General features: G+C 37.1%; 32 protein-coding genes. 6 read left to right on the forward strand and 26 right to left on the reverse strand.

Features of this window, described 5'->3' with window-relative positions:
* The first annotated feature begins 160 nt into the window (after nucleotides 1–160).
* The 3 genes from E7Z78_RS00435 (at nucleotide 161) to E7Z78_RS00445 (ending at nucleotide 1,268) form a co-directional block, all read left to right on the forward strand.
* Entirely contained in the window at nucleotides 161–823 is a 663-nt protein-coding gene (locus tag E7Z78_RS00435) for a hypothetical protein (protein ID WP_303723208.1), read from the forward strand.
* Nucleotides 816–992: a hypothetical protein gene (locus E7Z78_RS00440; protein ID WP_303723209.1), complete on the forward strand. Its 177-nt coding sequence runs from the start codon at nucleotides 816–818 to the stop codon at nucleotides 990–992. Before E7Z78_RS00435 ends, E7Z78_RS00440 begins: the two co-directional genes overlap by 8 nt.
* A 99-nt stretch (nucleotides 993–1,091) precedes the next feature.
* A complete protein-coding gene (locus E7Z78_RS00445; protein ID WP_303723210.1) occupies nucleotides 1,092–1,268 on the forward strand; it encodes a hypothetical protein in 177 nt (58 codons plus the stop codon).
* A 4-nt stretch (nucleotides 1,269–1,272) separates the two neighbouring features.
* Here the strand turns inward: E7Z78_RS00445 and E7Z78_RS00450 are convergent, their stop codons facing one another.
* From E7Z78_RS00450 to E7Z78_RS00465, 4 genes are all read right to left on the reverse strand, one after another.
* A complete protein-coding gene (locus tag E7Z78_RS00450; protein WP_303723211.1) occupies nucleotides 1,273–2,130 on the reverse strand; it encodes an aldo/keto reductase in 858 nt (285 codons plus the stop codon).
* Between the two features lie 8 nt (nucleotides 2,131–2,138).
* Nucleotides 2,139–3,287 carry an aldo/keto reductase gene (locus E7Z78_RS00455; protein ID WP_303723212.1) on the reverse strand — a complete coding sequence of 383 codons (1,149 nt, stop codon included), beginning with the start codon at nucleotides 3,285–3,287 and terminating at the stop codon, nucleotides 2,139–2,141.
* Nucleotides 3,288–3,356: 69 nt separating this feature from the next.
* A complete protein-coding gene (locus E7Z78_RS00460; RefSeq protein ID WP_303723213.1) occupies nucleotides 3,357–4,211 on the reverse strand; it encodes an SDR family oxidoreductase in 855 nt (284 codons plus the stop codon).
* A gap of 2 nt (nucleotides 4,212–4,213) precedes the next feature.
* Nucleotides 4,214–5,053, reverse strand: a complete 840-nt coding sequence (locus tag E7Z78_RS00465; protein ID WP_303723214.1) for an aldo/keto reductase — start codon at nucleotides 5,051–5,053, stop codon at nucleotides 4,214–4,216.
* A 100-nt stretch (nucleotides 5,054–5,153) separates the two neighbouring features.
* On the opposite strand from E7Z78_RS00465, the gene E7Z78_RS00470 reads away from it, so the two are divergent.
* From E7Z78_RS00470 to E7Z78_RS00480, 3 genes are read left to right on the forward strand one after another with little or no spacing between them, the layout of a single operon-like run.
* The gene (locus E7Z78_RS00470) at nucleotides 5,154–6,305 is read left to right on the forward strand and encodes an MFS transporter (protein WP_303723215.1); all 1,152 of its coding nucleotides are present in this window, start codon (nucleotides 5,154–5,156) and stop codon (nucleotides 6,303–6,305) included.
* A 2-nt stretch (nucleotides 6,306–6,307) separates the two neighbouring features.
* Nucleotides 6,308–6,751: a MarR family winged helix-turn-helix transcriptional regulator gene (locus E7Z78_RS00475; protein ID WP_303723216.1), complete on the forward strand. Its 444-nt coding sequence runs from the start codon at nucleotides 6,308–6,310 to the stop codon at nucleotides 6,749–6,751.
* A gap of 9 nt (nucleotides 6,752–6,760) precedes the next feature.
* Nucleotides 6,761–7,780: a 7-cyano-7-deazaguanine synthase gene (locus E7Z78_RS00480; RefSeq protein WP_303723217.1), complete on the forward strand. Its 1,020-nt coding sequence runs from the start codon at nucleotides 6,761–6,763 to the stop codon at nucleotides 7,778–7,780.
* Nucleotides 7,781–8,018: 238 nt separating this feature from the next.
* On the opposite strand, the gene E7Z78_RS00485 is transcribed toward E7Z78_RS00480, so the two are convergent.
* From E7Z78_RS00485 to E7Z78_RS00590, 22 genes are all read right to left on the reverse strand, one after another.
* Entirely contained in the window at nucleotides 8,019–8,477 is a 459-nt protein-coding gene (locus E7Z78_RS00485) for a hypothetical protein (RefSeq protein ID WP_303723218.1), read from the reverse strand.
* An 11-nt stretch (nucleotides 8,478–8,488) separates the two neighbouring features.
* Nucleotides 8,489–9,910, reverse strand: a complete 1,422-nt coding sequence (argH, locus tag E7Z78_RS00490) for an argininosuccinate lyase (RefSeq protein WP_303723219.1) — start codon at nucleotides 9,908–9,910, stop codon at nucleotides 8,489–8,491.
* Nucleotides 9,911–9,983: 73 nt separating this feature from the next.
* A complete protein-coding gene (locus tag E7Z78_RS00495; protein ID WP_067042875.1) occupies nucleotides 9,984–10,136 on the reverse strand; it encodes a 30S ribosomal protein S27ae in 153 nt (50 codons plus the stop codon).
* A gap of 8 nt (nucleotides 10,137–10,144) precedes the next feature.
* Nucleotides 10,145–10,465, reverse strand: coding sequence for a 30S ribosomal protein S24e (locus E7Z78_RS00500; RefSeq protein ID WP_303723220.1), 321 nt, complete (start codon nucleotides 10,463–10,465; stop codon nucleotides 10,145–10,147).
* A 13-nt stretch (nucleotides 10,466–10,478) separates the two neighbouring features.
* On the reverse strand, nucleotides 10,479–10,991 hold the full coding sequence (locus E7Z78_RS00505; protein ID WP_303723221.1) for a GTP-dependent dephospho-CoA kinase family protein: 513 nt from the start codon (nucleotides 10,989–10,991) through the stop codon (nucleotides 10,479–10,481).
* A 9-nt stretch (nucleotides 10,992–11,000) separates the two neighbouring features.
* Nucleotides 11,001–11,177, reverse strand: a complete 177-nt coding sequence (gene spt4, locus E7Z78_RS00510) for a transcription elongation factor subunit Spt4 (protein ID WP_116591153.1) — start codon at nucleotides 11,175–11,177, stop codon at nucleotides 11,001–11,003.
* Nucleotides 11,174–11,758, reverse strand: coding sequence for a DNA-directed RNA polymerase (locus tag E7Z78_RS00515; RefSeq protein ID WP_303723222.1), 585 nt, complete (start codon nucleotides 11,756–11,758; stop codon nucleotides 11,174–11,176). The genes spt4 and E7Z78_RS00515 overlap by 4 nt, the downstream gene beginning before the upstream one ends.
* Before the next feature lie 36 nt (nucleotides 11,759–11,794).
* The gene (locus E7Z78_RS00520; protein ID WP_303723223.1) at nucleotides 11,795–12,187 is read right to left on the reverse strand and encodes a PIN domain-containing protein; all 393 of its coding nucleotides are present in this window, start codon (nucleotides 12,185–12,187) and stop codon (nucleotides 11,795–11,797) included.
* 10 nt (nucleotides 12,188–12,197) lie between these two features.
* Nucleotides 12,198–13,412 carry a translation initiation factor IF-2 subunit gamma gene (locus E7Z78_RS00525; protein WP_303723224.1) on the reverse strand — a complete coding sequence of 405 codons (1,215 nt, stop codon included), beginning with the start codon at nucleotides 13,410–13,412 and terminating at the stop codon, nucleotides 12,198–12,200.
* A gap of 61 nt (nucleotides 13,413–13,473) precedes the next feature.
* Complete coding sequence (locus tag E7Z78_RS00530) at nucleotides 13,474–13,857, reverse strand: 30S ribosomal protein S6e (RefSeq protein WP_303723225.1); 384 nt, start codon at nucleotides 13,855–13,857, stop codon at nucleotides 13,474–13,476.
* A gap of 39 nt (nucleotides 13,858–13,896) precedes the next feature.
* On the reverse strand, nucleotides 13,897–15,687 hold the full coding sequence (gene infB, locus E7Z78_RS00535; protein ID WP_303723226.1) for a translation initiation factor IF-2: 1,791 nt from the start codon (nucleotides 15,685–15,687) through the stop codon (nucleotides 13,897–13,899).
* A gap of 35 nt (nucleotides 15,688–15,722) precedes the next feature.
* Nucleotides 15,723–16,175 (reverse strand): nucleoside-diphosphate kinase, encoded by a 453-nt coding sequence (gene ndk, locus E7Z78_RS00540; protein WP_303723227.1) that lies wholly within the window; start codon nucleotides 16,173–16,175, stop codon nucleotides 15,723–15,725.
* On the reverse strand, nucleotides 16,172–16,333 hold the full coding sequence (locus tag E7Z78_RS00545; protein ID WP_149731004.1) for a 50S ribosomal protein L24e: 162 nt from the start codon (nucleotides 16,331–16,333) through the stop codon (nucleotides 16,172–16,174). The genes ndk and E7Z78_RS00545 overlap by 4 nt, the downstream gene beginning before the upstream one ends.
* A 14-nt stretch (nucleotides 16,334–16,347) precedes the next feature.
* Nucleotides 16,348–16,554: a 30S ribosomal protein S28e gene (locus E7Z78_RS00550; protein ID WP_303723228.1), complete on the reverse strand. Its 207-nt coding sequence runs from the start codon at nucleotides 16,552–16,554 to the stop codon at nucleotides 16,348–16,350.
* Between the two features lie 33 nt (nucleotides 16,555–16,587).
* Nucleotides 16,588–16,956 (reverse strand): 50S ribosomal protein L7Ae, encoded by a 369-nt coding sequence (gene rpl7ae / locus E7Z78_RS00555; protein ID WP_303723229.1) that lies wholly within the window; start codon nucleotides 16,954–16,956, stop codon nucleotides 16,588–16,590.
* A 455-nt stretch (nucleotides 16,957–17,411) separates the two neighbouring features.
* Nucleotides 17,412–17,612 carry a histone family protein gene (locus E7Z78_RS00560; RefSeq protein WP_116591162.1) on the reverse strand — a complete coding sequence of 67 codons (201 nt, stop codon included), beginning with the start codon at nucleotides 17,610–17,612 and terminating at the stop codon, nucleotides 17,412–17,414.
* A 247-nt stretch (nucleotides 17,613–17,859) separates the two neighbouring features.
* Nucleotides 17,860–19,056 (reverse strand): threonine synthase, encoded by a 1,197-nt coding sequence (gene thrC, locus E7Z78_RS00565; RefSeq protein WP_303723230.1) that lies wholly within the window; start codon nucleotides 19,054–19,056, stop codon nucleotides 17,860–17,862.
* Nucleotides 19,057–19,103: 47 nt separating this feature from the next.
* A complete protein-coding gene (locus E7Z78_RS00570; RefSeq protein ID WP_303723231.1) occupies nucleotides 19,104–19,727 on the reverse strand; it encodes a stage II sporulation protein M in 624 nt (207 codons plus the stop codon).
* Complete coding sequence (locus E7Z78_RS00575; RefSeq protein WP_303723232.1) at nucleotides 19,728–20,825, reverse strand: tryptophan--tRNA ligase; 1,098 nt, start codon at nucleotides 20,823–20,825, stop codon at nucleotides 19,728–19,730.
* 97 nt (nucleotides 20,826–20,922) lie between these two features.
* On the reverse strand, nucleotides 20,923–21,438 hold the full coding sequence (gene endA / locus E7Z78_RS00580) for a tRNA-intron lyase (RefSeq protein WP_303723233.1): 516 nt from the start codon (nucleotides 21,436–21,438) through the stop codon (nucleotides 20,923–20,925).
* Nucleotides 21,439–21,531: 93 nt separating this feature from the next.
* On the reverse strand, nucleotides 21,532–22,245 hold the full coding sequence (locus E7Z78_RS00585; protein WP_303723234.1) for a metal-dependent transcriptional regulator: 714 nt from the start codon (nucleotides 22,243–22,245) through the stop codon (nucleotides 21,532–21,534).
* 122 nt (nucleotides 22,246–22,367) lie between these two features.
* Nucleotides 22,368–25,565 (reverse strand): transglutaminase domain-containing protein, encoded by a 3,198-nt coding sequence (locus E7Z78_RS00590; RefSeq protein ID WP_303723235.1) that lies wholly within the window; start codon nucleotides 25,563–25,565, stop codon nucleotides 22,368–22,370.
* Nucleotides 25,566–25,791: the final 226 nt, after the last annotated feature.

The following is a 25,791-nucleotide window of genomic DNA, read 5'->3' on the forward strand; positions in this document are numbered from 1 at the left end:
AAAACTTATATTAAACTATTCACTTGGCCTTGAAAAATTGCTTTAATCATGTGAAATTATAATATACTTATAAAATTGCTTTTAAAAATCCATCAAATAAATATTTATTGATTTAATCTGAAAATAATAATTTATATTATATTAAAACTAAATTAAATCCATGAAATTTAAAAAAATAGTGCTAATGATATTGAACTTTTTAACCATCATGATTAATGGAAATCAAAATACCGACTTAAGAAAATACATGGAATTAGAAATTAAATGCAAATCCATTATAAGAAGGGACGATTTACCTTCCGAATTCAGTGATGAAGCATTTAATCTTGTTGATGAATTCATAAGAAAAACAATTGATTTAGATTATGAAATATTAATCATCTTTGATTATGTAACTGGAGAGATAGTCAAATGTACGATAGGCAGTGGAATCAATGTTAAAATAACATTTGATGATGATGAATTTAAGGGAAAGAAAATAGCCTCAATCCATAACCATACTAAAGACATGTATACCCCACCTTCCGACAAGAATTTTGGAATTTTTTCAAGAGAATGGGAAGACTATGAGTTGATTGCAGGGTATAACAAATTATGGATACTGAAAGCCAAAATAAAAGATGAAAAATTAACATTTGAACTAAAAATCAACTCAAACTTACTATTTAATATGACATTGGATTATTATAGTAATAAAGACAAAAAAGAAGATGAAAAAAATGATAAAATAGACAATGAGTACGGAAATTTATTAAAAAATTATATAAATAATAAAAATGAAAGTAGAATACAATTAACTGAAAGGGAGTATTCATATGACTGAAAAAATTGCTGACTATGGATGTAAAAAACGTATAACTGACCCAGAAGTATTTAAAAAAGCAGCAGCAAGAATGGATGACCCCAATATAATCACCGGAAAAGAAGGAGTTTATTATTTATTCAAAATGATGGGCATCCCAATTGAGTGGAATGAAATATTTTCAGAATAGAAATATTGATAATAGTGCCGTAAACTATTTGCCAAAAATAACATTTAATGATGAATTCAATGGAAAGAAAATTACAATTAGGAGAAACGGAGTATAAATATGACAAAACAAAACATTGAGTATGCTTGCAGAAAAAAAATAAGAAATCCTAAAGCCATTGATAAAATAAGAAAGCAAGCAAAGGACCCTAATCTATTACATGGAAAAGAAGCAATCAAGGCATTATATGATGAAAAAGGTATGAAATTGAACCTTGATAACTTTCCATCCTTATAATATTTCATGATTTTTTAACTTCAACCACCTCATCAAACCATTCCACCATTTCAGGATCAGTATGGTCAAAGAACATGCTTTCTGATTTATCCAAGCTCATTATTTCAAGCATATCCTCCTCATCCAATGCAAAGTCAAACACGTCAATATTTTCAGCCATCCTTTCCTTATTAGTGGATTTGCACAGGACCACAACACTTCTCTCTATAAGCCATCGAAGAATCACCTGTGCGGGAGTCTTATTATTCTTTTCACCAATTTTAACCAATGTTTCGTTGGCAAACATCCCTTGCATTCCCCCTCCAAATGGAGCCCATGCAGACATTTGAACACCGTTTTTCTCCATGTTCGCCTGAGCGAGGTATTGTGCATGGAATGGATTGGTTTCAACCTGATTGACTGCAGGAATTATTTTGCGTCCAAATAAGCAGATATCTGTTAATCTGTCCTGATAAAAGTTTGAAACACCAATGGCTCTGATTAATCCCTCTTCATACAAGTCCTCTAAAGCACGGTAAGCACCGTAGTAATCTGAAAACGGCTGGTGCAGCAACACGAGGTCAATGTAGTCCAGTCCTAATTTTTCCATGGACTCTAAAACGGAAGCCCTGCATTTATCATAAGCGTAATTTTCTATCCATACCTTTGTTGTGATGAACAGCTCTTCTCTTGGTATGCCACACTCTGCAATGGCCTCACCGACTTCTTTTTCATTTAAATAGCTTTGAGCAGTATCTATTAATCTGTATCCAACATCAATTGCATCCAGAACTGTCTGTTTTGTTTCCTCTGGTGGAATTTGATATGTTCCAAAACCTAAAATCGGCATTTTTACGCCATTGTTCAGAGTCAAGTAATGCATCTAATCACCTAAAACCCGAACAGGTCCTGTGCGTCAAGCATCACATCAACAATATGGACATTGAATGGACAGCGTGGCTCGCAGTCTCCGCATGCTATACAGTCGGTAGCATTGTATTTTAGATTGTTATAATGCTCCTGGATGCTTGCCGGCACTTCATCCTGATTTTTGGCCAAGTCAAATAGTTTGTTAACCATTGCAATATCGATTTCACTGGTACATGGTGCGCAGTGTCCGCAATATGTGCACTGACCGTCAAATGAGTGTTTTGGAGCATTCCTTAAAACGCTTGCATAATCCTTTTCGGCTTCGGTTGCATCACAGTATTTAAGTGATTCCTCCAGTTCTGAAACTGTCTTGACCCCTACAAAGATGCTGTCAACACCTTTCTGCTCCAGGCAGTAATGTATGCATTGAACGGGAGTAAGTGCAACACCGAAAGGTGAGGTTTCATCAGACAGGAGATTACCTCCTGCAAATCCTTTCATCACTGTGAGTGCTGTTCCGTTTTTCTCACAGGTTTCATACAATTCCGCCCTGATAGGATTCAAGCTTGAAAACTCATCATCATATGCATCATCCTTTCTGTACTCCTCAATGTCATCCATCACGCCGAACATGTCAAATGCAGGATTTATTGAAAACATCAGAAGTTCAATTTCGGGATTTTTTGCAGCTAACAATCCGATTTCAGGATTGTGTGTACTGAATCCTATGTGTGCGATTGTTCCTTCCTCTTTCAGCTTGCGGACATATTCAATGAACGGTCCGTTCATGATTTCCTCATAGTCTTCCATTTGGTCGACATAATGGATCATTCCAAAGTCAAGCACATCCAGCTGGAAACGTTCCATAAAGTCTTCAAAGGCTGGAATCACCTTATCCATTTCACGGGTTCTTACATACTGGTTGTTTTGCCATGTGGCACCGATGTGGCCTTGAATGACCCAGTTTTCACGATTAGGCTTTATGGCCTTGCCCAGGTGTGAGCGCACGTCAGGTTCACTCATCCAGCAGTCCACAAAGTTAATTCCATTAGCTTCACATGCCTTGATGAGTTCCTCAGTGTCTTCATAAGGTCTTTCAACTAAAAATTCTGCACCAAAGGCTATTTCTGATACCTTGATGCCGGTGTTTCCCAGTTCACGATATTGCATAAAAATAATCTCCAAAAAATATGTTACAATAATATTTATAGTTAAAAATAGAAAAAGTTAATGGAAAAATTATTGGATTTGAATATCCATTTTTCCACTGTTGATGGCAGCGATTGTACCGCCGTCAATGAGAAGGTCAATTCCTGTGATGAAACCAGCCTTTTCGGATAATAAGAATTCACTGGCAAATGCAATTTCATCTGAGGTTCCAACCCTTTTGGCACCGCAGACATCAATCATTGCCTGGTATCCTTCGCCGTTTGCTTCAAATTCATCATAAGCCAATGGTGTTACGATGATTCCTGGGCTGATTGTGTTTATTCTTGCACCTCTTTCAGCCCAGGAGTCTGCTGAAGCGTATTGCACTCTCAATTGGTTTGCTCTTTTGGAGACAACATATGCCACTCCAGAGTTTACAATAACATCCTCTTTTAGACAATCCAGGTCTTTCAGCTCATCGGTTGGTGTTACCCTGAGAAGATGCTCATCCTCTTTTGTGAGAGGAGACGGCATGTAACCTGTCATTGAGGATATGATTAATCCTGCTCCTCCTCTTGCCATCACTTTTCCGAACTCATCCACTGCATAGGATGTTCCAATCAAGTCCAGGTCAATGATGTGCTGTGGGTTTGCCTGGTTTGGTGATGCTCCTGCTGTGTCAATGAAATACATTACTGGACCGAGTGATGCTGCCTTTTCGGCCAGTGCCTTGATTGAGTCAAGATCCATTGCATTTGTAACCTGTGTTTCAACGTCATATCCTGAATAGGTCAAGTCATGCTTGAGGGTCACCAGCTTTTCCTCGTTGATGTCTGCAAGCAGTATTTTCTTTCCTGCTGAGATTCTTTTGATTATTGCAAGTCCCATGTCTCCTGCGCCTAAAAGCACAACTACTTCCTTATTGTGATTTAAATCGAAATTCATAATTATACCCCAAATTGTGAGATTGATTCTACAAATTCTGGTGTGTCAATGTATGCTATTGGCTCACCGGTTTCAAGTTCTTTAATCTTTTCCATGTCCTCATCGCTTAGTTCAAAATCGAAAACGTTGAAGTTCTCTTCCATTCTTTCAGGTTTTGTGGATTTTGGAAATACTATTATTCCCCTTTGAATGATCCATCTTATGATTACCTGTGCCACTGATTTTCCGTATTTTTCACCTATTTCAGCTAAAAGTGGGTTTTTGAATATTCCGTTTCTTCCCTCTGCAAGTGGCCCCCATGATTCAATCAGGGTTCCAAATTTTGCGTGGAAGTCTTCTGTTCCTTGCTGCTGGTAGAATGGGTTGATTTCTATTTGATTCACCATTGGTTTTATCTTGCTGTGGATGGCAAGGTTTGTGAATCTGGTTTCGGTAAAGTTGCATACTCCAATCGCTTTTACCTTTCCTTCCTCGTATAGCTCTTCCATTGCTCTCCATGTTCCGAACACGTCACCGATGTTTTGATGGATTAAATATAAGTCAATGTAGTCTGTCTGTAATTTCTTCAATGATTCCTCACAGGCTTTTTTGGTTTGCTCATATCCATGATGGGAATGCCATACCTTTGTGGTTATGAAGAATTCATCACGGTCAATTCCGCTTTCTGCAATTGCTTGACCCACTCCTTCCTCATTCATGTATGCCTGTGCTGTGTCAAAGTGTCTGTATCCTTCTTCAATCGCTTTTGAAACTGCATCCTTGGTTTCATTCGGCAGTATTTGAAATACTCCAAATCCAAGTTGGGGCACTTCAACACCGTTTGATAATTTTACATATTCCATAATTTTCACCTAAAGTTTTATATAATAATAAATTGAAAATTACTATATATAAATCTTTCCTTATGAAAGAGTTATCTATTGAAAGTGTTTGGAGATTAACATGAAAAATGAAAACTTAATAATTTACATCATGATGTTGGGTACTTTTGGAGTATTAAGTACCGAAATGGGAGTTGTTGGAATACTTCCCCAAATAGCGCAATACTTCCACGTTGACATTACACAGGCAGGACTCTTCGTGAGCCTGTTCGCACTTACAATCGCAATTTGCGGAATATTCATGCCATTGGTATTCTCAAGGTTCGACCGAAAGAAAAGTTTCATCCTTGTTTTGGCAGTGTTCACAGTATTCTCCACAATCGGAGCATTCGTGACCGATTTCAACATTGCACTAATCTGCAGAGTCATCCCTGCAATATTCCATCCTATATACTGCGGTTTGGCATTGACAGTCGCTGCTGAAATCGTATCCCCTGAAAAGGCACAGGATGCTGTGAGCAAGGTCATCATGGGAGTGTCCGCAGGAATGATCATTGGTGTGCCAATCACCACATTCGTTGCAACAAACCTCGGATACCAGTATTCAATGCTCTGGTTCAGCCTTGTTACATTCATTGCCTTAATAGCTACAATAATATTCTTCCCCACATTACCTGGAAAAGAGCAATCCTACGGAAACCAGGTGAAGGTGGCAACAACAGGAGTGTTCATAATATCAATTTTGGGAGTCATATTTTTAAATGGAGGAATGTACACCGCATACTCATACATTTCCGAGTTTTTAAACACAATGACAGGCATTTTTGGAACAGAGCTGAGCATAGTGCTGTTCATATATGGTGTAGCTTCAATCGTTGGAAATTGGGCCGGAGCCAAGCTGCTCAACAGTAAAACAAACCTTACCGTTTTGACATTTCCAATAATATTTTCCATACTGATGATTGGAATGTTTACTTTAAGCGGCATTAAAATACCAATAATAGTTCTAATGGTATTCTGGGGATTGCTTGCAGGTATCGGTAATGATATCTCACAGTACTGGATGGTGTCCGCAGCACCTGATGCACCTGAATTTGCAAATGGAATATTCCTGAGCATGGGAAATGTCGGCGTTACCCTAGGAACCACAATTGCCGGAGCGGTCGTTGCGGGAATGGGCGTTCAGTATGTGATGCTTGCAGCCATTGCAGTAATGATTATTGACTTGATACTGTTATTTACCAGAACCAACAGATACAAAATTGAGGCTTGAAAATGACACTTCCATCTCAATTCACACAGGAAAACACTGAAAACATCTTCATCTACCATTATGTTGAGGAAATGATAGCAAATTATGGCAGATACTTGAAAGAGGAACTAGAAGAAACCGATATTAAACGTTCAGAAATTCCATTCCTTATTAGGATCAGATTCAAAGGCAAGACAACACAAAAGGAACTGGTGGAACTGTTCAAGGTCAGTGAGGGATACACCGCCAAACTATTGAGGAAATTCGAGGACAACGGTTACATCACAAGATGCGAGGATCCATCAAACAGGCGCAAAAAGATTGTTGAGTTGACTGACAAGGGGATGGAAAAAACAGATGAGCTTTTTGAATTCATTGGCAATTGGGAGAAAAACGTTACATCAAAAATGACTGATGAGGAAGTTAAACTCCTGAAAAGATTATTATTTAAAGTAGTTGAGCCATAATTAATATTGATGTATACTAAGGAATTCATTCTGGATGAGGTCAACGGAATCAGAGATGAGATTGGCCATGACAAGGTCAACATTTTCATTGAGGAGATGTACTTCAATGAGGACACCAATGAACTGTGGATAATAACCGAGGACCGTCCCGACAAATCCGCAATCATCGGAAAGGGTGGATGGGTTGTCGGAAAGCTCAGGGAAAGGCTTGGCCTTGAAAGTATACATGTTGAGTCCTATGGGGACTTCCTGAACAAGGAATATAAATTAAAATTATCTAAAAAGACTGTTGAGAATCTTGACTTGAATTCAGTGGGTCTTGAAAACCTGAAAATAACCATTGAAAACAAGTTGGACAACATTTACAGTTTTAATTTTGATGATTACTTTAAGAAGAATGAATTTGAAGAATCTTCAGATACTGAAGCTGTTGTTGCACTGTCAGGTGGTGTTGACAGCAGTTTTTCACTTATTTTAGCAAAGAAATTGGGTTTCAATCCTGTTGCTGTTACAGTTGATCCGGGAACCATCATCCTGCCGAAGCAATTCAAGGAAAACATCAAGTTGATTACCGAATCTCTTGATATCACTCATGAGTATATCAGTGCGGATTACTCTGAGGTTATTTCCGAATCATTTACAGGTAAGCTTCATCCATGTGGAAGATGCTCCAAGAACACTTCCGAACTGGTTAAGCAATATGCAAAAGATAACAAAATACCAATAATTGTCTTTGGTGATATGCTTGCAACAGGTAGCCAATGCATAAATCTGCAAGAGGATTCATTATATCGATTGAACCTTCCGGCAAGTTTAAGTGTTGGCAAGCAAGAGATAAAATCCTTAATCGGAAACTATGATTTAAAGACATTCAAAGGATTCGGATGTCCGCTATTGTATGAGGTTCACAGGAAATTCCCATACATGAAGAAATTCTCCATACAAAGGATACTTAGGGAGACCCGTTCAGGAGCACTGGAACCCGGCGAGGCACTTGACTTAATATGGAGTTTTTATAAAACCAAGTAATTAATATTTAACATTTATTTTTTAAAAAAAGTCATGATTGTTGTGTAGAGATAAAAATAGAAGCTGAGCTTTACTTATTGAATTCATTGAGGAACAATTAATAAGTTTTCTATTAATATCTCACTTCACAACATCATGCTTCAGTAATCAAGGATTACCTCCGCAATTATAATTTTGTTCGTTAGACTATATAAAGTTTAGGTATGCCTAAACAATTTTTGATTGAAAAAAAATATAATTATTGAATGGATTCAATAATTTCATTAACAGGATTTGTACGATTGTCCAAATTATCATGAACCGGAAAAGTGTAAATCATCATGTATGATGAATTGCCCTCATCAAAAGTGTAAAAAGAGAAATAAGACTCGTTTTTCTTGAAATTCTGATGATTAATGTCCAAACCATTTTCTGAAGTGTAGTTTTCCTCAGACAGGAATGTGAAACCGGAGGACAAACGACTGTTTTTCTCCAGGATAGGATTTGAGGACTCTACCTGAATGACGCTAATTGTATAATTGTCCGAACCATCATACTTCAATATACATGAATCGTCAGTGGTTTTGTTGATTGAGTAGTTTCCAGGAATGTCAAAGGAGATGCCTGAAACCTTAACCTCTTCAGCAAAAATAATAGAAGTGCTTGAAGCCAATAGGAAAACAACAAGCAAAGCTAAAATTATTTTATTGAAATTCATAAAATCCCCAGTTATATTCCATGCCTTTCAAACTCATCATTTAAGAACACTTTAATATTATCACGAGCGATTTCAACCATTTCAGGTGCAGGTCCACCTGGAACCGCTCTGATTCTGACGTTTTCACGAGGATTTAAAGCCCTTTGGATCAGCTCATCTTCCAAGTTCAACTCATCAAAGCCCAATTCCACAGCAATGTCGTCAATAAATTGGGAAGTGATGTCCTCTTCAGCCATATCACTTGCAGTAGCCTCGTTAACGATTCTTCCCACAATCTTATGTGCTGTCCTGAATGGAATCTTCTTTTCGCGAACCATGATGTCAGCCAAATCGGTTGCAGTTGCAAAGTTCTTGCCGGCAAGTTCAGCGCACCTGTCAACCTTGAATTCGACAGAAAGCATCATTTTGGTTACGATAGACAATGTGTCATGGGTTACCTGAACTGCATTCCATAAATGAGGAGTAATTTCCTGCAGGTCCCTGTTGTAAGTGTATGGAATGGCCTTAAGGATTGTCAAGATGGTCATGAGCTCCCCTGTAGCAATGCTTGTCTTACCACGAGCGAGTTCCGCCACATCAGGATTTTTCTTTTGAGGCATAATAGAAGAAGTTGATGAATACTCATCGGCCATTTCAATAACGCCGAATTCATATGTGCTCCACAATACCAATTCCTCACAGATTTTAGCCAATGTGGATGATAAAGCCACCAAATCAAACACTGTTTCTGAGATGAAATCCCTTGCAGAAACTCCATCCATTGAATTTTCCAGATAAGCGTCAAAACCTAATAAGTCAGTGGTCAATTGCCTGTTTATTGGAAAACTGGTGGTTGCCATTGCTGCAGAACCTAATGGGTTTAGGTTAACACGCTTATAAGTGTCGGCCAAACGTTCATAATCCCTTTTGAGGGCCTGCACATGAGCCATCAAGTGATGAGCGATTGTGATTGGCTGTGCATGCTGCAGGTGAGTGAAACCAATGAACACGTCTTCAAGGTGCTCGCCTGCCATTTCAGTCAATCCTTCAATGAATTCAAGAATGCCGATTTGAATCTCTTCAATCATTTCACGCAATACCAATCTGACATCACATGCAACCTGATCGTTACGGGACTTTGCGGTATGCATGAAACCGGCTTCAGGTCCGATTTTGGAGGTTACATAATTTTCAATAGCCATATGAACATCTTCAACGGAAGCGTCGAATTTCAATGCCTCGAAACCTTCCTCCTTAAGGCTGTCAAGAGCGCATAAGATCTTATCTGCAATTTCAGCATCGATAATGCCCTCATGCTTCAGCATGGAAGTGTGTGCAAAATTAGTCTTGATATCCGCTTCGAAAAGAAATTTATCAGCATCAAAGGATGAAGTGTATTCAGCTGCTTCATCAGTCATTCCAGTTTTAAAACGACCATTTCTAATATTATCCAAAAAAATCCCTTCTAAAAAATGATTAAAATAAATTAAAAATAAATAAAAAAAGAAAATAAAGATTTAAAAAATCTTATTTTTTCATTTCAGTGTATCCGCATTTACCACAAGCAACTCTGTCACCATGGTCAGCCATGAATACACCTTCACCACAACGAGGACAAATTTGGTTTTTTCTTACAATTTTGTCTCCATCTACTTCGTATAAATCAGATTTTCTTACCATATAATCACCTATTCTTCTGCTTCAGCTTCTTCTTCAGGAGCTTCTTCTTCAGGTTCTTCGTTTTTAGCCATTACATGTTTGGTTTCAATGTATTTTAAGTCATCTACAGTGTCGTAAACTTTTGCATAACCTAATGCTTTAGGTTCACCGTAGTGAGGTTGTACATTGTCGACAACAAGTAAATCTTTTTTAGTGTTTAATAAAGCAACTAATTTAGATTTGATGTCTAATACTTTAGGAGTTGCTTCTCCATCATAATCAACGTAAAATTTGATTTCTTTTCTGTTAAATAATTTGTTTTCTTTTTCTTCGATAAATTCGATTTCCATGATAAAACCTCATTTAATTTATTTCAATAAATCCGTCAATAAGCATTTGAGCTTTATTTTTTAAATCACGAGCTTTCAAAAGCACTAATCCTTCATTTGGTTGACCATATAAAATGGTTGTTTCTGGATTTGCCAGTATGATGCAAGGAAGAACTGCAAGATCTTCTTCCCCGGCTACTTCAATTACATAGCATTCGCCATTGCTAGATAATTCAAGAGCTTGGCCTATGGTTTCCCATAGATCATCAGTAATGCATCCAGCAGGATTGTCGGCTTTCAATATATGATCAGCACGTATAACTTCATGAGTATGATTTTTTCTTTGAATTAAATTATCAATTATACCAATATTTGGATATAATTCATATTTGGTAAGATTTTCAAAAGTTGCATCACCTACAGAGATTAAAAACTCGGAAGACTTGATTTCCTCAATGGCATCTTCAAAGTCAGGATATAACTTGCCTAATGGCTTTTTCAATTCGATAATTATATCTTCATTTAATTCTGCATCAAGCTGTAACACATTAACACCTTATCTTACCCTTAAACAATATTCACCAGGAATTTCAATGTTCAATTCCTTAGCCACTCTAGACTCTTCCGGGTCAGTTATAATCAAAAGACCGCTCCAATTGTCAGAAGTTGGATTTCCGCAACTAGGACAGTGATCTTTACTTGAAATCATTTTACAAACGGTACAAGCTTTCATTCTTTACCCTTCTTACTTTTTTGTTTTGCTTCTTCAATCCATTCAAATCTACCTAAATTGTTTTGCCTCATTGTGAGCGGAATCTTGGAATTCCTTGCATTGTCAATATTGTTGGTAGATTCGTCCTTAATGGAAACGCTAACTGCTCTGGCTCTAACCAGGTCCCCAACATCCAAAGTCTTGTTGGATTCCTTAGCTATTAAAGCTCCTCTTTTAGCATCATAGTTAATATAATCGTCAGTGACTTGTGAAACGTGTATCAGACCATCCATAGGTCCAATTCTGACAAAAGCACCATAATCAACTATATCAATTACTTCACCATCAAAGATTTCATGTTGCTCAGGCTTAAAGAAAATAGCTTCAAATTCAACATCGTGATAAGAAGCACCATCGCCCATGATAAGTTTTCCTTCACCGATATGGTTTATTGCATTAACACAAATAAGTAAACCAAGTTTCTTATCTAAACGACCCTCATAAGTTTCGTTTAAAGTCTGAATAGCAACTTCTTCGAGAGGATTTTCAAACCTATAAGGTGGTATTCTTACAGTATCTTTAATTTTTGTTTTATAATACAAAATAATCCCTCATTCTTTTAATAAGTTTAATCAATATTATATTTTACCTTCAACAGCAATATATTTTTTTTGTCTTAAGTATACGATTGTTATTCCTTTATTTTTTGCACGATTTTTTAGTTCAATATCGTTAGTAGCTAAAACTTCTGAAACTCTAAGTAACGCATCATCCACAGTTTCATTTTCAAGTAATGAAATATCCTTTATTTCAACTTTTGAAGAATTAGCTAATTTTAAGGCCAAATTCGCATTCGACCTTGTTTTTCCCTTATTATTATTTTTCAAACCCTTCAATTCATTGATAACAAAGCTTGGAGTTGTTAGTTTATAAGAAGGTAATAAGTTTTCAAGTTCAGTGATTATATCCACATTGAACTGAAAAGGAACCATAAAAAAATTGGTGTCGATCACAACTTCTTTAGAGTCCATTTATTTACCTCTATTTAATAATACCATATCCAATTAATCTCCAACGGGCACCGACTCTACGACTTAAAGCAACCCTATCACCTGGGCTTGCACAAACCGGCAATTTAAGAGTAACATCAACATTATTCTTTTTAGCGGAAGTTACAACACCAATAGTAGTTGTAGTACCACAATTAATCATTAATGGTTCTTTAATCTTAATTGGAGCAACTTCACGTTCTTCTTTAGTACCTACAACACGATCAAGCAAGTTAGCTTCCATGCTGAAAGCGTCCAATACTTCAGGCAAAGTGCCTTCCTCACCTGCAACAGTACCAGATAAAGAATCTGACTTGGTTAAAGATGGGTCTAATCTTGTTGCAATACCAACAAGTCCTCCAGGACCTATTTCTTCAACTTGCTTACCATTTGCCTCAAGACCGATGATCTCTGATTTTAGAGTAACCCTTTTACCGTTGTTGGTTGGGCCAGGTCTGATTTCAATGGTGTCTCCAAGTTTGAATTTACCTTGAACCAATGTTCCTCCGATTACTCCGCCTTTGATTTTATCCGCACCTGAACCCGGCTTGTTAATATCAAATGACCTAGCTACATGCATCAATGCAGTGTCATCAATATTTCTTTCCGGTGGCTGGATTTGTTTAAGCATAGTTTCGATAAGGATATCTACATTAGCACCTTGTTGAGCAGATACAGGTATTATCAGTGCATCTTCTGCACAAGTACCTTTAACAAATTCCTTGATTTCATTATAACTTTCAATAGCTCTTTCTTTTGAAACAATATCAATTTTGTTTTGAACTACTATAACATCCTTAACGCCGATTACATCAAGCGCCATGAGATGTTCTTTTGTTTGTGGTTGTGGACAAGACTCATTTGCAGCAATTACTAACACTGCACCATCCATAATTGCAGCACCAGATAACATAGTTGCCATAAGAGTTTCGTGACCAGGAGCATCTACAAAAGACACTTTTCTGATTAATTCAGTTTCGCTTCCACAGTGTTCACACTTTTCAGAGGTAGTGTAACATTCAGGCTCATCACATTCAGGACATTTTCTGAATTCAATGTCCGCATAACCTAAACGGATTGAAATACCTCTTTTTGTTTCTTCACTGTGAGTATCAGTCCAAATTCCTGATAATGCTTTAGTAAGAGTAGTCTTACCATGGTCTACATGACCAACCAAACCTATGTTAACATCTGACTGTACGTTCACAGATAACCACCTTTTTAATAATTTTAATTCAACTTAAAGTAAAATGAGAAAAATAGTAGAACTATTCTTCCTCTTCTTCACCAGCACTAAGAATATCAGCTATTGATTTACTACCAGCTTGAGTAACTACAGTGTTGATTTGTACGATATCATCAGCAATAGTGTTTCCTCTTACGGTTTTTCTTCTTTTAACACCATCTGCTTTAGGATGATAACCGACACCACCAGTTAATAAGCTTTTGATTCTTCTAGTACCTGAAACATCTTTTTTCATAGTGAAACCGTTTTTGTCACTTCCACCAGTAATTTTTAAAGTGTAACCATCTAAGCCAACAATTCCACCATCAAATTCATCACCGATCACTAAACCGTTGAGTGCTTTAGCATCGTCCACTTCAATTTGATGAGTTTCAGCTTTTTGAGACACAACAACTTTGAATGCCATGGTTTTTCCTCCTTAAATTATTTTATAATACTAAATTTATTATTCAAAAAGACCAAATTTACCCCAATCCGGATCTTGTTTGCGTTTAATTTCAAGAAACTCATATAATGTTTCATATTCATCTTCTGTTAGCTTATCTTTAAATTCCCTTTCGATGAACTTGTAATGCTTTTCAGGGATATCCACATATAGCTCATCCCCCTCATCGAAATGCTTTCCGACAATGGCGTCCTTAATGGCCATAGCAACCCTTTGACCTCTAGGGATGGAAGGCAATGTTTCACCTTTATCCTCCATACTTGCTATTACACCAACATATTCACCATTCTTGTTAATCAAGGTTTGACCTTGCTTGACTGTACCGCTAATGGATTCAATTCCAATAATGGCTGGTTTACTTTGACGGAAAACCAATTTAGGCAATGACATGAATTTTGCAGGTTTTATAATGGCATCATAGAACGCTTTTTTCTTAGCTTGTTCCATCTCATCAATCCATGCCTCGTAATCCTCAATAATCTGATAGATTACATCACCCTTGAACAGCTTAACATCTGAATTCTCCAAATCCTCCTGGGAATTCGGATTAACATTAACATTGAAAGCGATGATTGCACCATGTGCATCATTTTCATTTAAAGCAATAGATGAATTAATTATATCTCTACGATTAACATCACCGATGTCTGCTTCACGAATAGGGATTTCCAATTCTCTTAAAAGCTTAACTATCGCTTCAAGAGAACCTAATGTATCCGCTTTAACTAAAATACCTTCATCTTCAGTACTTATTGTAATGTCCTCAATCTCTTTCAAGAGTTCCTCTTCCACATCCTCATTATCGTTTAATACTCTAAGAGGTGAACCGGAAACGACATCGTCCAAGTTTGGAGCAGCGATTTTGATACCTGCTGCAGCAACGACTTCATCGAACTTTTGGAATTTCTTTTTGGAATCCCTCATTTCCTCCAATGGGAGAGGTCTTAAGATGGATCTGATTTTAGTTGTCAATACATCATTTGAGGAAGTCATTAAAGCGATTTCATCATTAGTTCGCAAAACACCATCATATATAATACTATCAATTGTAAGACCTAAACCAACTTCTTCCTTGATTTCCAGCACTGTACCCTTGGCAGGAGCATCCTCATTGATTTCAAGCTGCTCGGTTAAGTATTCCTGAGCAAGTCCTAATAGCATTGCTAAAACTTCAATGATTCCCTCACCGGACCTGGCGCTGATTGGAATGATACTGATTTGTGAAGCGAAATTGCTTACCCTATCAAATCTTTCGGATTGGAAACCTTCCTTGTGGAGTGTACCTACAATCTCATATATTTTAGTGTCCAAATCCTGTTTGACACTTTGAGCTTGTTGTTCGAAAGATTCCTTGAATGAAGCTCCTTCATGTGTTTCCCAACCGAATAACATGTCTATCTTGTTGGCGACAACTATGAATGGAGTCCTATACATCTTAAGGATATTCAATGCCTCGAATGTTTGTGGTTTGAAACCATCATTAATATCAACAATCAAAACGGCCAAATCTGCAAGTGCTCCACCACGTTTTCTCAAACTGGTGAAAGCTGCGTGACCTGGAGTATCAATAAAGAATAATCCAGGAATCAAGTCCTTGATAGTTAATCTTGATATGAAATTCCCACAGATTTCTTCAATAGTATCGTTAGGTATCTCTGTAGCACCTATATGTTGTGTAATACCTCCTGCTTCCTTATCAGCAATGGTACTACCTCTAATATAATCCAACAATGTAGTCTTTCCGTGGTCTACATGTCCTAAAACTGATACAATCGGGGATCTGATTTTCATAATATCTTCTTAATAATAAAATTTCTAAAATTTATCTATTCATAAATTAAATCGTTATCGACGATTTTGTAATCACAAATTTCATCTTCATTAAAGAAAAGTGCAATTTCTCTTTCTGCAGACTCAGGAGCATCTGAAGCATGAATAATGTTTCTACCGGTATCCATACCAAAGTCTCCTCTGATTGTTCCAAGATCTGCTTCTAAAGGATTGGTTGCGCCGACAATTTTCCTGATAGTGGTAATTGCTTCTTCTCCTTGAATGACCATTGCAAGGGATGGTGAAGAAGTAATGTATTCAACTAAACTTGGGAAAAATGGTTTTTCAGCGTGTTCTCCATAATGAGTTTTTGCTAAATCTTCATCAATGTGAATTAATTTACAAGCCACGATTTGAAGACCTTTTTCTTCAAAACGGGATAATATTTTACCCATAAGACGTCTTTGTACAGCGTCTGGTTTCATCATTACAAAACTTTTTTGAATCATTCTTTAACCCATTTAACTTTTCTTGGAACTCTTCCGAGTTTAATCATATTTTTTTCACATTTGCTGCTACAAAAGAAATAAATTGAACCGTCTCTTTTGACGTACATTTTTCCTGTACCTTCTTCTATTTCTTTATGACAGAATGAACAAGTTCTCATGCTTTTACACCTTCTTAAGGAGTTCTAATTTCTTTAGCTTCTCTAATAGTATCAAGTAACATTAAGATGTCGCCTTGTCTTACAGGACCCATAATGTTTCTTGTTAAAATTCTTCCTTTGTCTCTACCATCGAGGATTCTGCATTTAACTTGCATTACCTCACCAGTCATACCAGTTCTTTTTAAAACTTCAATGACTTCAGCAGGAGTTCCTTCTTCCATTTAAATCACCGTAAATCACTAAAAGAATATTATCTATTCTTTTAATTCAGCAACTTTTTCTACGATTTCAGCTACAGCAGCTTCTGCGTCACCAGCATCAACAATACATGCGGAAGCAGTTCCAACAGTTAAACCAGCAGCAATTCCAACTTGTTCTTTGGTAGGTAAGTAAACGTAAGGAATTTCTTTTTCATCTGCTAATACAGGAATGTGAGCAACGATTTCAGCAGGATCAACATCTTCTGCGATAACAACTAATGCTGCGTCTCCTCTTTCGATGAATTTGGTTACTTCGTTGGTACCTTTTGCTACTTTACCGGTAGCTTGTGCGGTTTCTAATGCTTCTTCAGCTTGTTTAGCTAATTCTTCTGGTGTGTCAAATTTTACATAAATGTTTGCCATAAAATATACCTCCTTTTTCATCTGGCTATGCCATCCATCGGCAGATATTATAATCCATTTTGAATCATAATATTATTTAATTACGGCTTCTAAATTACCTTAATTTATCTATAGAGTAATCTAACAGCCTTTAATAATACTAATTCTTGAATAATTCATATATCACTAAATCCACAATCCCGAGAAAAAAATAAGAGGGATTAGACTTTCAATACAAATACTTCTGAATTTCATATAATTTTTAGCAAAACTAAAAATAAAAATTTAGTAATTAATGAAATAATTCTAGAGAACTAGACAATATTAAATTAGTTAGCATAGTATATAAATGTTTTCAAAAAATAAGCCAAAATAAGTAATTTCAGAACTTTCAATCATTCTTTAAAAAAAAATAAAATTAAAAAAAATAGTAAAAGAGATAGTATTGGATACTATCTAAAGATCAACTAACAAATCTATTTGATTGCTAATTTGATGTCTTCTGCTTTTACAGTTTTTCTACCAGCGTGGCGAGCAAATCCGACAGCTTTTTGAGCGATTTCGTTACCGCAGTCTTCGATAGCTTCGGTTAATGCGATTTTAGCATCATCACTTACTCTTTGTGCACCAGCATTTTTTAAGATTCTGCCTACAGGAGCAATTGGTAATTCACTCATAATTATACACCTCATTTAATTTGTTAATAATAGTTTTAATTTGCTTATATATAAATCTATTGGTAATGAAGGGTTGATTTTTGATAATTACAACATAACTTACCATGATATTTTAACATAAATAGTGACATTACTATATCGTGAAATGTTTTTCACAAATGACTTGAAATAAAAAAAGTGTAACTTTTGTTTGAATAAATAAGAATTAAAAGAAAAAATTAAAAGTAAAAGAGATTTAAAGCAAAATTTATTTGTTCATCAAAATCTCTCTTAAAGTGTCTATATCCGCATCAACCTCAGTAGGTTGGGTACATGCATCAATAGCAGTGTTAGGATCTTTGAGCAAGTGTCCGGTAACCACACAGGTTATTGTTTCACCCTTGTCAACAACACCCTCATCAACAAGTTTTTTAAGACCTGCAATGGAAGCTGCTGAAGCCGGTTCGACACCGATACCCTCAGTTCTTGCAAGCAACTTTTGAGCATCTAAGATTTCCTCATCGCTCACTGTTTCGGAATATCCGTTTGAATCATAGATTGCATTCAATGCCTTGATGTCACTGACCGGAGCACCGATACGTATAGCGGTAGCGATAGTTTCAGGATTTTCAACAGGCACTACTCTTTTGTCACCTTTCTTGAATGCATTAGTTACAGGACATGCACCTTCCGCTTGGATACCAGTCATCATTGGCAAGTCCTTGATGAATCCTGCGTCGTAGAATTCTTTCACTCCTTTCCATATTGCTGAAATGTTACCGGCATTACCAACAGGGAGTATTATTCTGTCAGGAGCCTGCCAGCCTAAGTCTCTGACGATTTCATAACCGATGGTTTTTTGCCCTTCAAGTCTGTAAGGGTTGATAGAATTTAATAGGTAAAGATGTTTTTCCAATGCAAGAGCGGTCATGGCTTCAAGTGCCTCATCGAAGTTTCCGTTGATAGACATTACTTCGGCACCATGGAACATTGCCTGAGCAAGTTTTCCAAGTGCAACCTTACCTGAAGGTAAAAATACGATGCAGCGTAATCCTGCACGGGCAGCGTATGCTGAAAGTGAAGCGGAAGTGTTACCGGTTGAAGCACAACCTACGGTGCTTACACCCAATTCCATAGCTTTGGTCATTCCGACAGTCATTCCCCTGTCCTTGAAACTTCCGGTAGGGTTTGATCCTTCTACCTTAACGTATAAGTTTACTCCAAGCTCATCTCCTAGCTTGTCACATTTGCAGAATGGGGTTCCACCTTCATCAAGGGAGACTATTTTTGTCTCATCAACTGGAATGCATTCCTTGAATTTCCATAAGTTATCTTTTCTACCGTCAAAAATGTCTTTAGAAACATCTATTTCATTGACGAGTTCAAGTACTGATCCACATTTTTCACAAGTGTAGATTACTTCATCATCGTCGTATTCTTCTCCACATGAAACACATCTTATCATAAAAAATCACATATATATTTTTTAAAATTATTTTATATAAAATTTAACTAAAAATTAGAGGTTATGAATTCTGCAATAGGCAGTGTCAGGTAAACCTCAACGAAACCTGCAATTATCATCAGTATTGTTGATACAGCTAGCAGAATGATTGCCTGTTTTAGCTTGTCGAAATTGTCAACATATGAATCGTACAGCTGACTTGAAATCGGCCCGTCTTCCTGCTTTGCGAATGTCTTAAAGAAATTCAGTATAAAATTGAATAGAACAAAACCTGATGCACAGGCTATGATGCATGATGGCAGCTCGAAAATGCCGTGAGGCACCAGCATCAGCAATGTAGTTAACAGGTCATCCTGAATTGCAGTGAAATATCCAATGAACAAACCGTTGAATGCAAGTATAACCGCTGAAAAGCAGCATAAAACTCCCATTATAAACATTATGAACACTATTTTGATATTGTTTGAAAATATGCTTTGAAATGTCAGCTGGATATTGCCTGTGCGAACCTGGTTTGAAATGTTTTCGACAACAGGGTTGAGAAATGAATTCAGGTAGGGTTCAAGGAAGTATCCTGCAAGAAGTGAAATGACAAGGAGGGCTATTGATGCATAAACGGCCATTTTGTTTTCTGTGAATGCCTGCCTTATCTCTTTTTTAAAATCAATCATTTATATCAGGGTATTTGCAAGTTCCCTTGCTTCATCTTGCTTTTCGTGCAAGTCATCCATGAACTCTTCCATCAGCTCGGCGGTTCTCATCTTACAGTCACCGCAGCGCAGGGTTCCGTTCAGACAGTCATGCCTGATTTGTTCAAGCTCCTTATCGTCATCGATGAAGTGGTATAATAGCATCTCATAGATTACGCACTTGTCAACCTCTCCACCAAGCTCTTCCTGCTCTTTTAGGGTTTCCCTTCCGCCTGTTTTTGCGGACTTGACCTTTTTGACTGCACTTTTTGTGTCGTCATTAAGATATATTGCAGTGTTTGGCTTTGAACTGCTCATCTTATCCCCGGTTAAGCCTGTGAGGAACCTGTGATATGTTGATGCCGGCTGGATGAAGCCTGTTTCCTCATGAAGCCTGTGGGCAATATCCCTTGTAAGTCTTATGTGAGGGTCCTGGTCGATTCCAACGGGAACAACAACCTTTTTCGGTCCGCCGAATTCCTCGATTTGCGGAAGCAGAATGTCTGCAACCTGCATCAATGGCGCTTGCACATGAGCAATGTTGGTTGAGTTTTCAAAACCGTAGATTGCCCTGAGCTGGCTGAAATTGGTTTTATTGGCTGCCTTGAATGCCAAGGTCTGCAATTCCTGATTCTGGGATTGCAGATAAACGTTAACGTTATCCCTTTCAAGGTCCAAACCTAATGCTATCCAGTTTGTCAGGTATTCATTGACAGCGATTTCACGACCCTTTTCAAAGCTCATTCCACGTGCAGCATATGCTTCCAAGTCTGCAATCGGCAATGAAAGCATTGCACCCATGTCCTGGTACCATTTCAATTGGTCTACAACCATCTTGTGGCCAATGTGCATTTGTCCACTTGGCATCATACCTGTAACAACTGCAAAGTCCTTGTCCTGATTGATCAGGTTGTTGATTTCATTGAATTCCCTGTGTCCGAATATGACTCCTCTTTGCATTAGCCTTTGAGGGTTTTTAACGTCTTTTAGAATTTCTGAAATCTTACCTATACCGAATTGATTCACCAATTTGTCATAATCTAGGGTAAATGATGCCCATGGGTCTATTAAATCTGCCATATTTTCACCAACAATTCTGTTAAATTAAATTCATGATTAAAAATTATTAAAAATTATTATAAAAGTTATGAAATATAAATGATTCCTTTGATTTAAACTATGGTCTTGTCCATTCTATATTATAGTATGTTATGTCGAAATCCTCATCGACAATGGCCAGAAGCAACTTCTTGTTGACTCCGTGTGAGACCCTCACATAGCTTGCAAAATTACGTGCATTGATATCATAATTCTCAAAGATGATCTTTACCAGGTAGTCTGAGTGTCCTTGGCCCGGACCGCCTCCACGGTCATAGAGCCTGAATTCGGAACCGTACTTGAAACCGGTCTTTATCACATAGCCCCTGTCCTTCAAGTCCCTGTAGACAACATACTTGCCGTAGACATCCTGTTCCTTTAAAAGGTCAATGAGATAGCCCACGCTGCATTCAACGTCATCCTCATAGATATTCAGGCGTCCCTTTTCTGAAAGGTAACATGCCTCAATTAATGAAAGGTGAAGAAAATCTGCCTCGATTTTTCCGAACTTGCTTTTCTCATGCAAGGCAATCGGTCTTTTACTTCCTTCCTCAATCTTTATAGAAACAATACCGTTTGATAAATTTCCACGCATTAAAACACCGTAAAAAGAAATAAATTATATTTAATGCTAATAAGTTTGAAATAAATATTATATAAAATTTTTGTAAAAAAAAGAAAGGTAAAGTTAAACCCTAATAAAGATATTATGGGCCATTTCGGTTGGAATGTTTAACTCTACATCATCAATAGTAACCAGATAGTGGTTGCCTATGCGGTTTTCATTGAATTCATACTTCAAGTGTTGACCGACCTTAATTCCAGCGTCAGTGATTTCATCAAGAAGGTCTTCGTTTCCACGAATGAATGATATTGTACCTTCCGCATTGGAATTTAACTCTGAAACAGACAATAAATTGAATTTCCTATTGATGACCTGGTCAAAGTCTTTTTGAGAAAAGCATTGTTGGCAACTTTCAAAATCAAAATCACATGCAGGAATGATATGGTCATCAGGACACAGGTCAGGATGGTGCATCATAGTGCATAAAGCCCTTTCAGCCTCATCAGACAAGGTATGTTCCATTTCACAGGCCTGTTCATGGACATTTTCCTCTTTGACTTTTAAGATATCCAATAGGAATTTTTCCAAAATCCTATGTTTTCTTGTAATCTTTTGAGCGATTCTCATGCCCTCGTCAGTTAAGGTTGCTCCTTTGTAAGGAGTATATCCAATATAACCTAAATCTTCTAGTTTTTTAAGCATTTGGGTTACACTGCCTGGTGCAATACCTAAGTCCTTTGATAATTGTGTGGTTGAAACCTGTTCTCCGTTGCTGCCGTTACGGTAGAGAACTTCCAAGTATTCTTCAATGTTTTCACTTATTTTAGCCTCTGCCATGAAAGTCACCTATTTTTTAATTAATCTAAATGTTTATTATTGAAAGTATAAAAAAGTTTTGATTAACCTAAAATATAAAAAAATAGAATTTAAAAAAAAGAAAAAAAAGAAAAGAATATCCATTAGAATGACAAGCTGGAGTAGATACCGTTTAAGGTAAATGAGTTTGTATTCCAATTAGATACTGATCCTAAAGAGTTTCTTGAACTAGTTGCATCAGCAACATACCATTGACCGTTAACCAATACCTGAGTCCATACGTGACCGTATGTGCTTCCGCTTGAGAACTTACAGGTACCGTGTACGTATCTTGCCTCAAGACCTGCGGTTCTGAACATTGCAACCAACAGGTGTGAATGGTCAACACAATTACCTTTTCCGGCGCTTAAAGTACCGGTAGCACCATATTTGGTGTTATAGTAGAAACTATATGATATATGGTCCCTGACGTAATTGAATATCGCTTTAGCTTTAGCCAGATCAGTGGTCAATCCTTTTGTAACTGAATTGACAATAGATTTAATTGCTGAAGCGCCAACTTGACAGTTGGTTGTGGACTTGAGATACTTGGCCAAACTGGTTTCAGTACATTTCTCATTCAATCCTGAACCTGTTCCGGTTGTTGAACTTGAACTGGAATCTGAACTGGAACTTGAGCTTGAAGCGTAAGTAACAGTCACATAGCTAGGCAATCTATTTTCGGTATCGTAGAAGTACAATACGCGTGAAAATGCGTCAACCAATTCGGAGTAGATAATCTTACCCACGTCGGATGAAGCATAGTTCGGAGCATGATTGTTTGTGCTAATGAACACTGCAACATTCTTTGCGACAGTTACATAATCGTATAACTTTTTAGAGTTTATTGTGTCTCCGGAAGGAGCGCTTGGTACTGAAACTCCGCTAAGGACAATAATGTCATTGGTATTGGAACTGTTTATTTGATATATTGCTTGACTCATCAAGTACAGGAATTCCGGTAAAGTGAATGTGTATCCTCCGGTTGTTACTGTATTAGGCAGTTTGCCGTTGGAGTCATAGAACTTTTTCAGATTGGTTGCACCAGTGACAATATTCTTGATGGATACTGTCTTGACTGATGAGGATGATGAGGACACAGAATTGAAGTCCACATCGTTTGAAATACCGTATCTGAACAATACGACACCGGCTGATCCACCTTTCAACGCTGATGCTATGTCAGTTTTGAGCTCTGATGTTGAGAGTTTTGTTGTATCCTCATCGGACTTGTATGTTTGAATACCTGTCCATACATCAGCTCCTTTTGAGTTTTCCACATACCATTTGGTTGCTGAAGCAATCCATGTAGTGTCCTTGTTATAATTTCCCTTATAGACCATAGGGATTACTACATCCATGTACTTACTTAATGAGTCATAATCCTGTCCATAATAATATGCGCTGCTTGTAGTTTCAGGCATCAATGCACAGGATAGGACCAAATTACTGTTAATTGAATCAACAGCAGTCTTAACCTGCTTTACAAATGATGTTATTGCTTCGGTTCCTCCAGTAGTCTTATAAGCGGTTCCAGGATATCTTAAATAATCCAAGTGGATACCTGAAAGACCTTTTAAAGCCGCATAAGTTTTTATTTCATTTATTTTAGTTGTGAAATATGATGTATATTCCTTGCCGTCTTTAACTGGATTTACCCAACCTGTGCTGCCTGAGTAGAATGCCTGAACCCACATGTGAACATCGATTCCGACTTCAGACGCACTAGCAATCCATGATTCAACACCTGATTTACCGTATAATTCGTAAGCCTTGAAGTTCAATAGAATATCTGTAACTCCTTTTGAAGCAAGAGTCTTAAGGTTCACGCTTTTCATGTCTGAACCGTACAACCAATATGCATTATGTGTTGTTACAGTCTTTTCCTTGATTGTAACTGTACTTGACGCAGTTTTAGCGTTTATCTTGGAGTCCTTAGCTATTGAATACTTAATTGTGTGCTTACCTATCACCAAATCAATCGGTAACGATGCGATACCATTGCTGTCAGTGGTTTTAGTATATGTTTTACCGTCCACATTGAATGTGATCTTTTTGCTTATTAATGGAACGCCAGCTGCAGTTACAGCAACCTTAAATGTGTTGCTTTTACCATAAGTGAAGCTGGTTCCGCTTTTTACAGTAAATGTAGGAGTTTTAGTAGTAATGATAGTTACTTTACTTGTTGTACTTGATGCCTTATAGAAACTATTCCCTTCAAATTTATATTTTACTGTATAAACCCCTTTCGCCAATGAAGGAAGATTAAGTGAAGCAATACCATTGGCATTTGTTGTTCTAGAATATGTTTTTCCATTGATAGTAAATTTAACTACTTTTCCTTTGCCCGGAGCGTATCCGAACTTGTTTAACAATTTGACTTTAATTTTCTTAGTGTCAGTATTAAGGAAAACGTAATTGCTTGCAGTTAATGATGAAGTAGTAGACCTAACTACCTTAACAGTGTTGGTTTTTGTCAAACCATCAGTGTTATAAGAGATTATCTTATAGGTTCCCTTTTTAAGGGTGGTCAATGATAAACTAGCAACACCATTAGCATCTGTTTTTACCTTATATGTTTTTCCGTTAATCTTAAACTTAACTGTCTTTTTAGCTAGAGCCTTACCGTTGCTTTTAAGGAATTTAGCAGTGAATTTTCTGCCATCAGTGTACACCTTAGAGATGTCACTTGCAGTGATTGTTGACAGTACCTTGAAGGTTGTAGTCAACTTATAACCTGTAACAGGGTTTTGTGCAATCACCTTGTAGGTTCCAGGTTTAAGATTTATGCTTAAAGAAGCCACACCTTTCGCATTGGTCTTTTTGGTGTATGTCACTCCATTGGCAGTGATCTTGACATTGGTGTTCGCCAGAGGATTTCCGTACTCATCCAAAAAGGTAGCTGTGTATTGTGCAGTTCCCTTATAATATTTAGTGATATCCTTTGCCTGAATAGTCTTTGATACATCGATTTTTGAAGAAACATTGCCTTCTGCACTTAACAGCTCATTGTCGGATGAAGCTGATAGGCTGGCAATCCCATTTTCACTATTCAAGAGATAGTCACTATCCGAGTTAGTTGATAAAGTATTTGAATTTTCAGATTCTAAAACTTCTTCACTTGATAGAGAAACTTTAGATGAATCATTATCAACATTTGAAACACTTGATACAGAAATTTCTGATGAATCAGCAGTTTTCTCCAGTGGGACTGATACATCTGATGTGTCATCTACTAAGCTAGTAGCATATGAATCTGTAACATTAACATCACTTGCTGATATTGCGCTGAGCGATAACACAGCCGTGAACAATACCACTAAAGTGAGTAATATTTTTTTGTTCAAAATATTTTACCTCCTTAACAAAATTTTTAAAAATTAATGAGAATATTTTCTCATCGTACAAATATTTATTGCAAATATCTTATATAAAGCTTTGTATTTGCTAAATCCAATTAAATGAGTTTAATTTTTAAAATTAAGTCTAAAACTTTATGAAAATAAACAAAGAAGTAAAAATATCTTT

The organism is Methanobrevibacter thaueri, from assembly GCF_015062915.1.
In the GTDB taxonomy this organism is placed as follows: domain Archaea; phylum Methanobacteriota; class Methanobacteria; order Methanobacteriales; family Methanobacteriaceae; genus Methanocatella; species Methanocatella thaueri_B.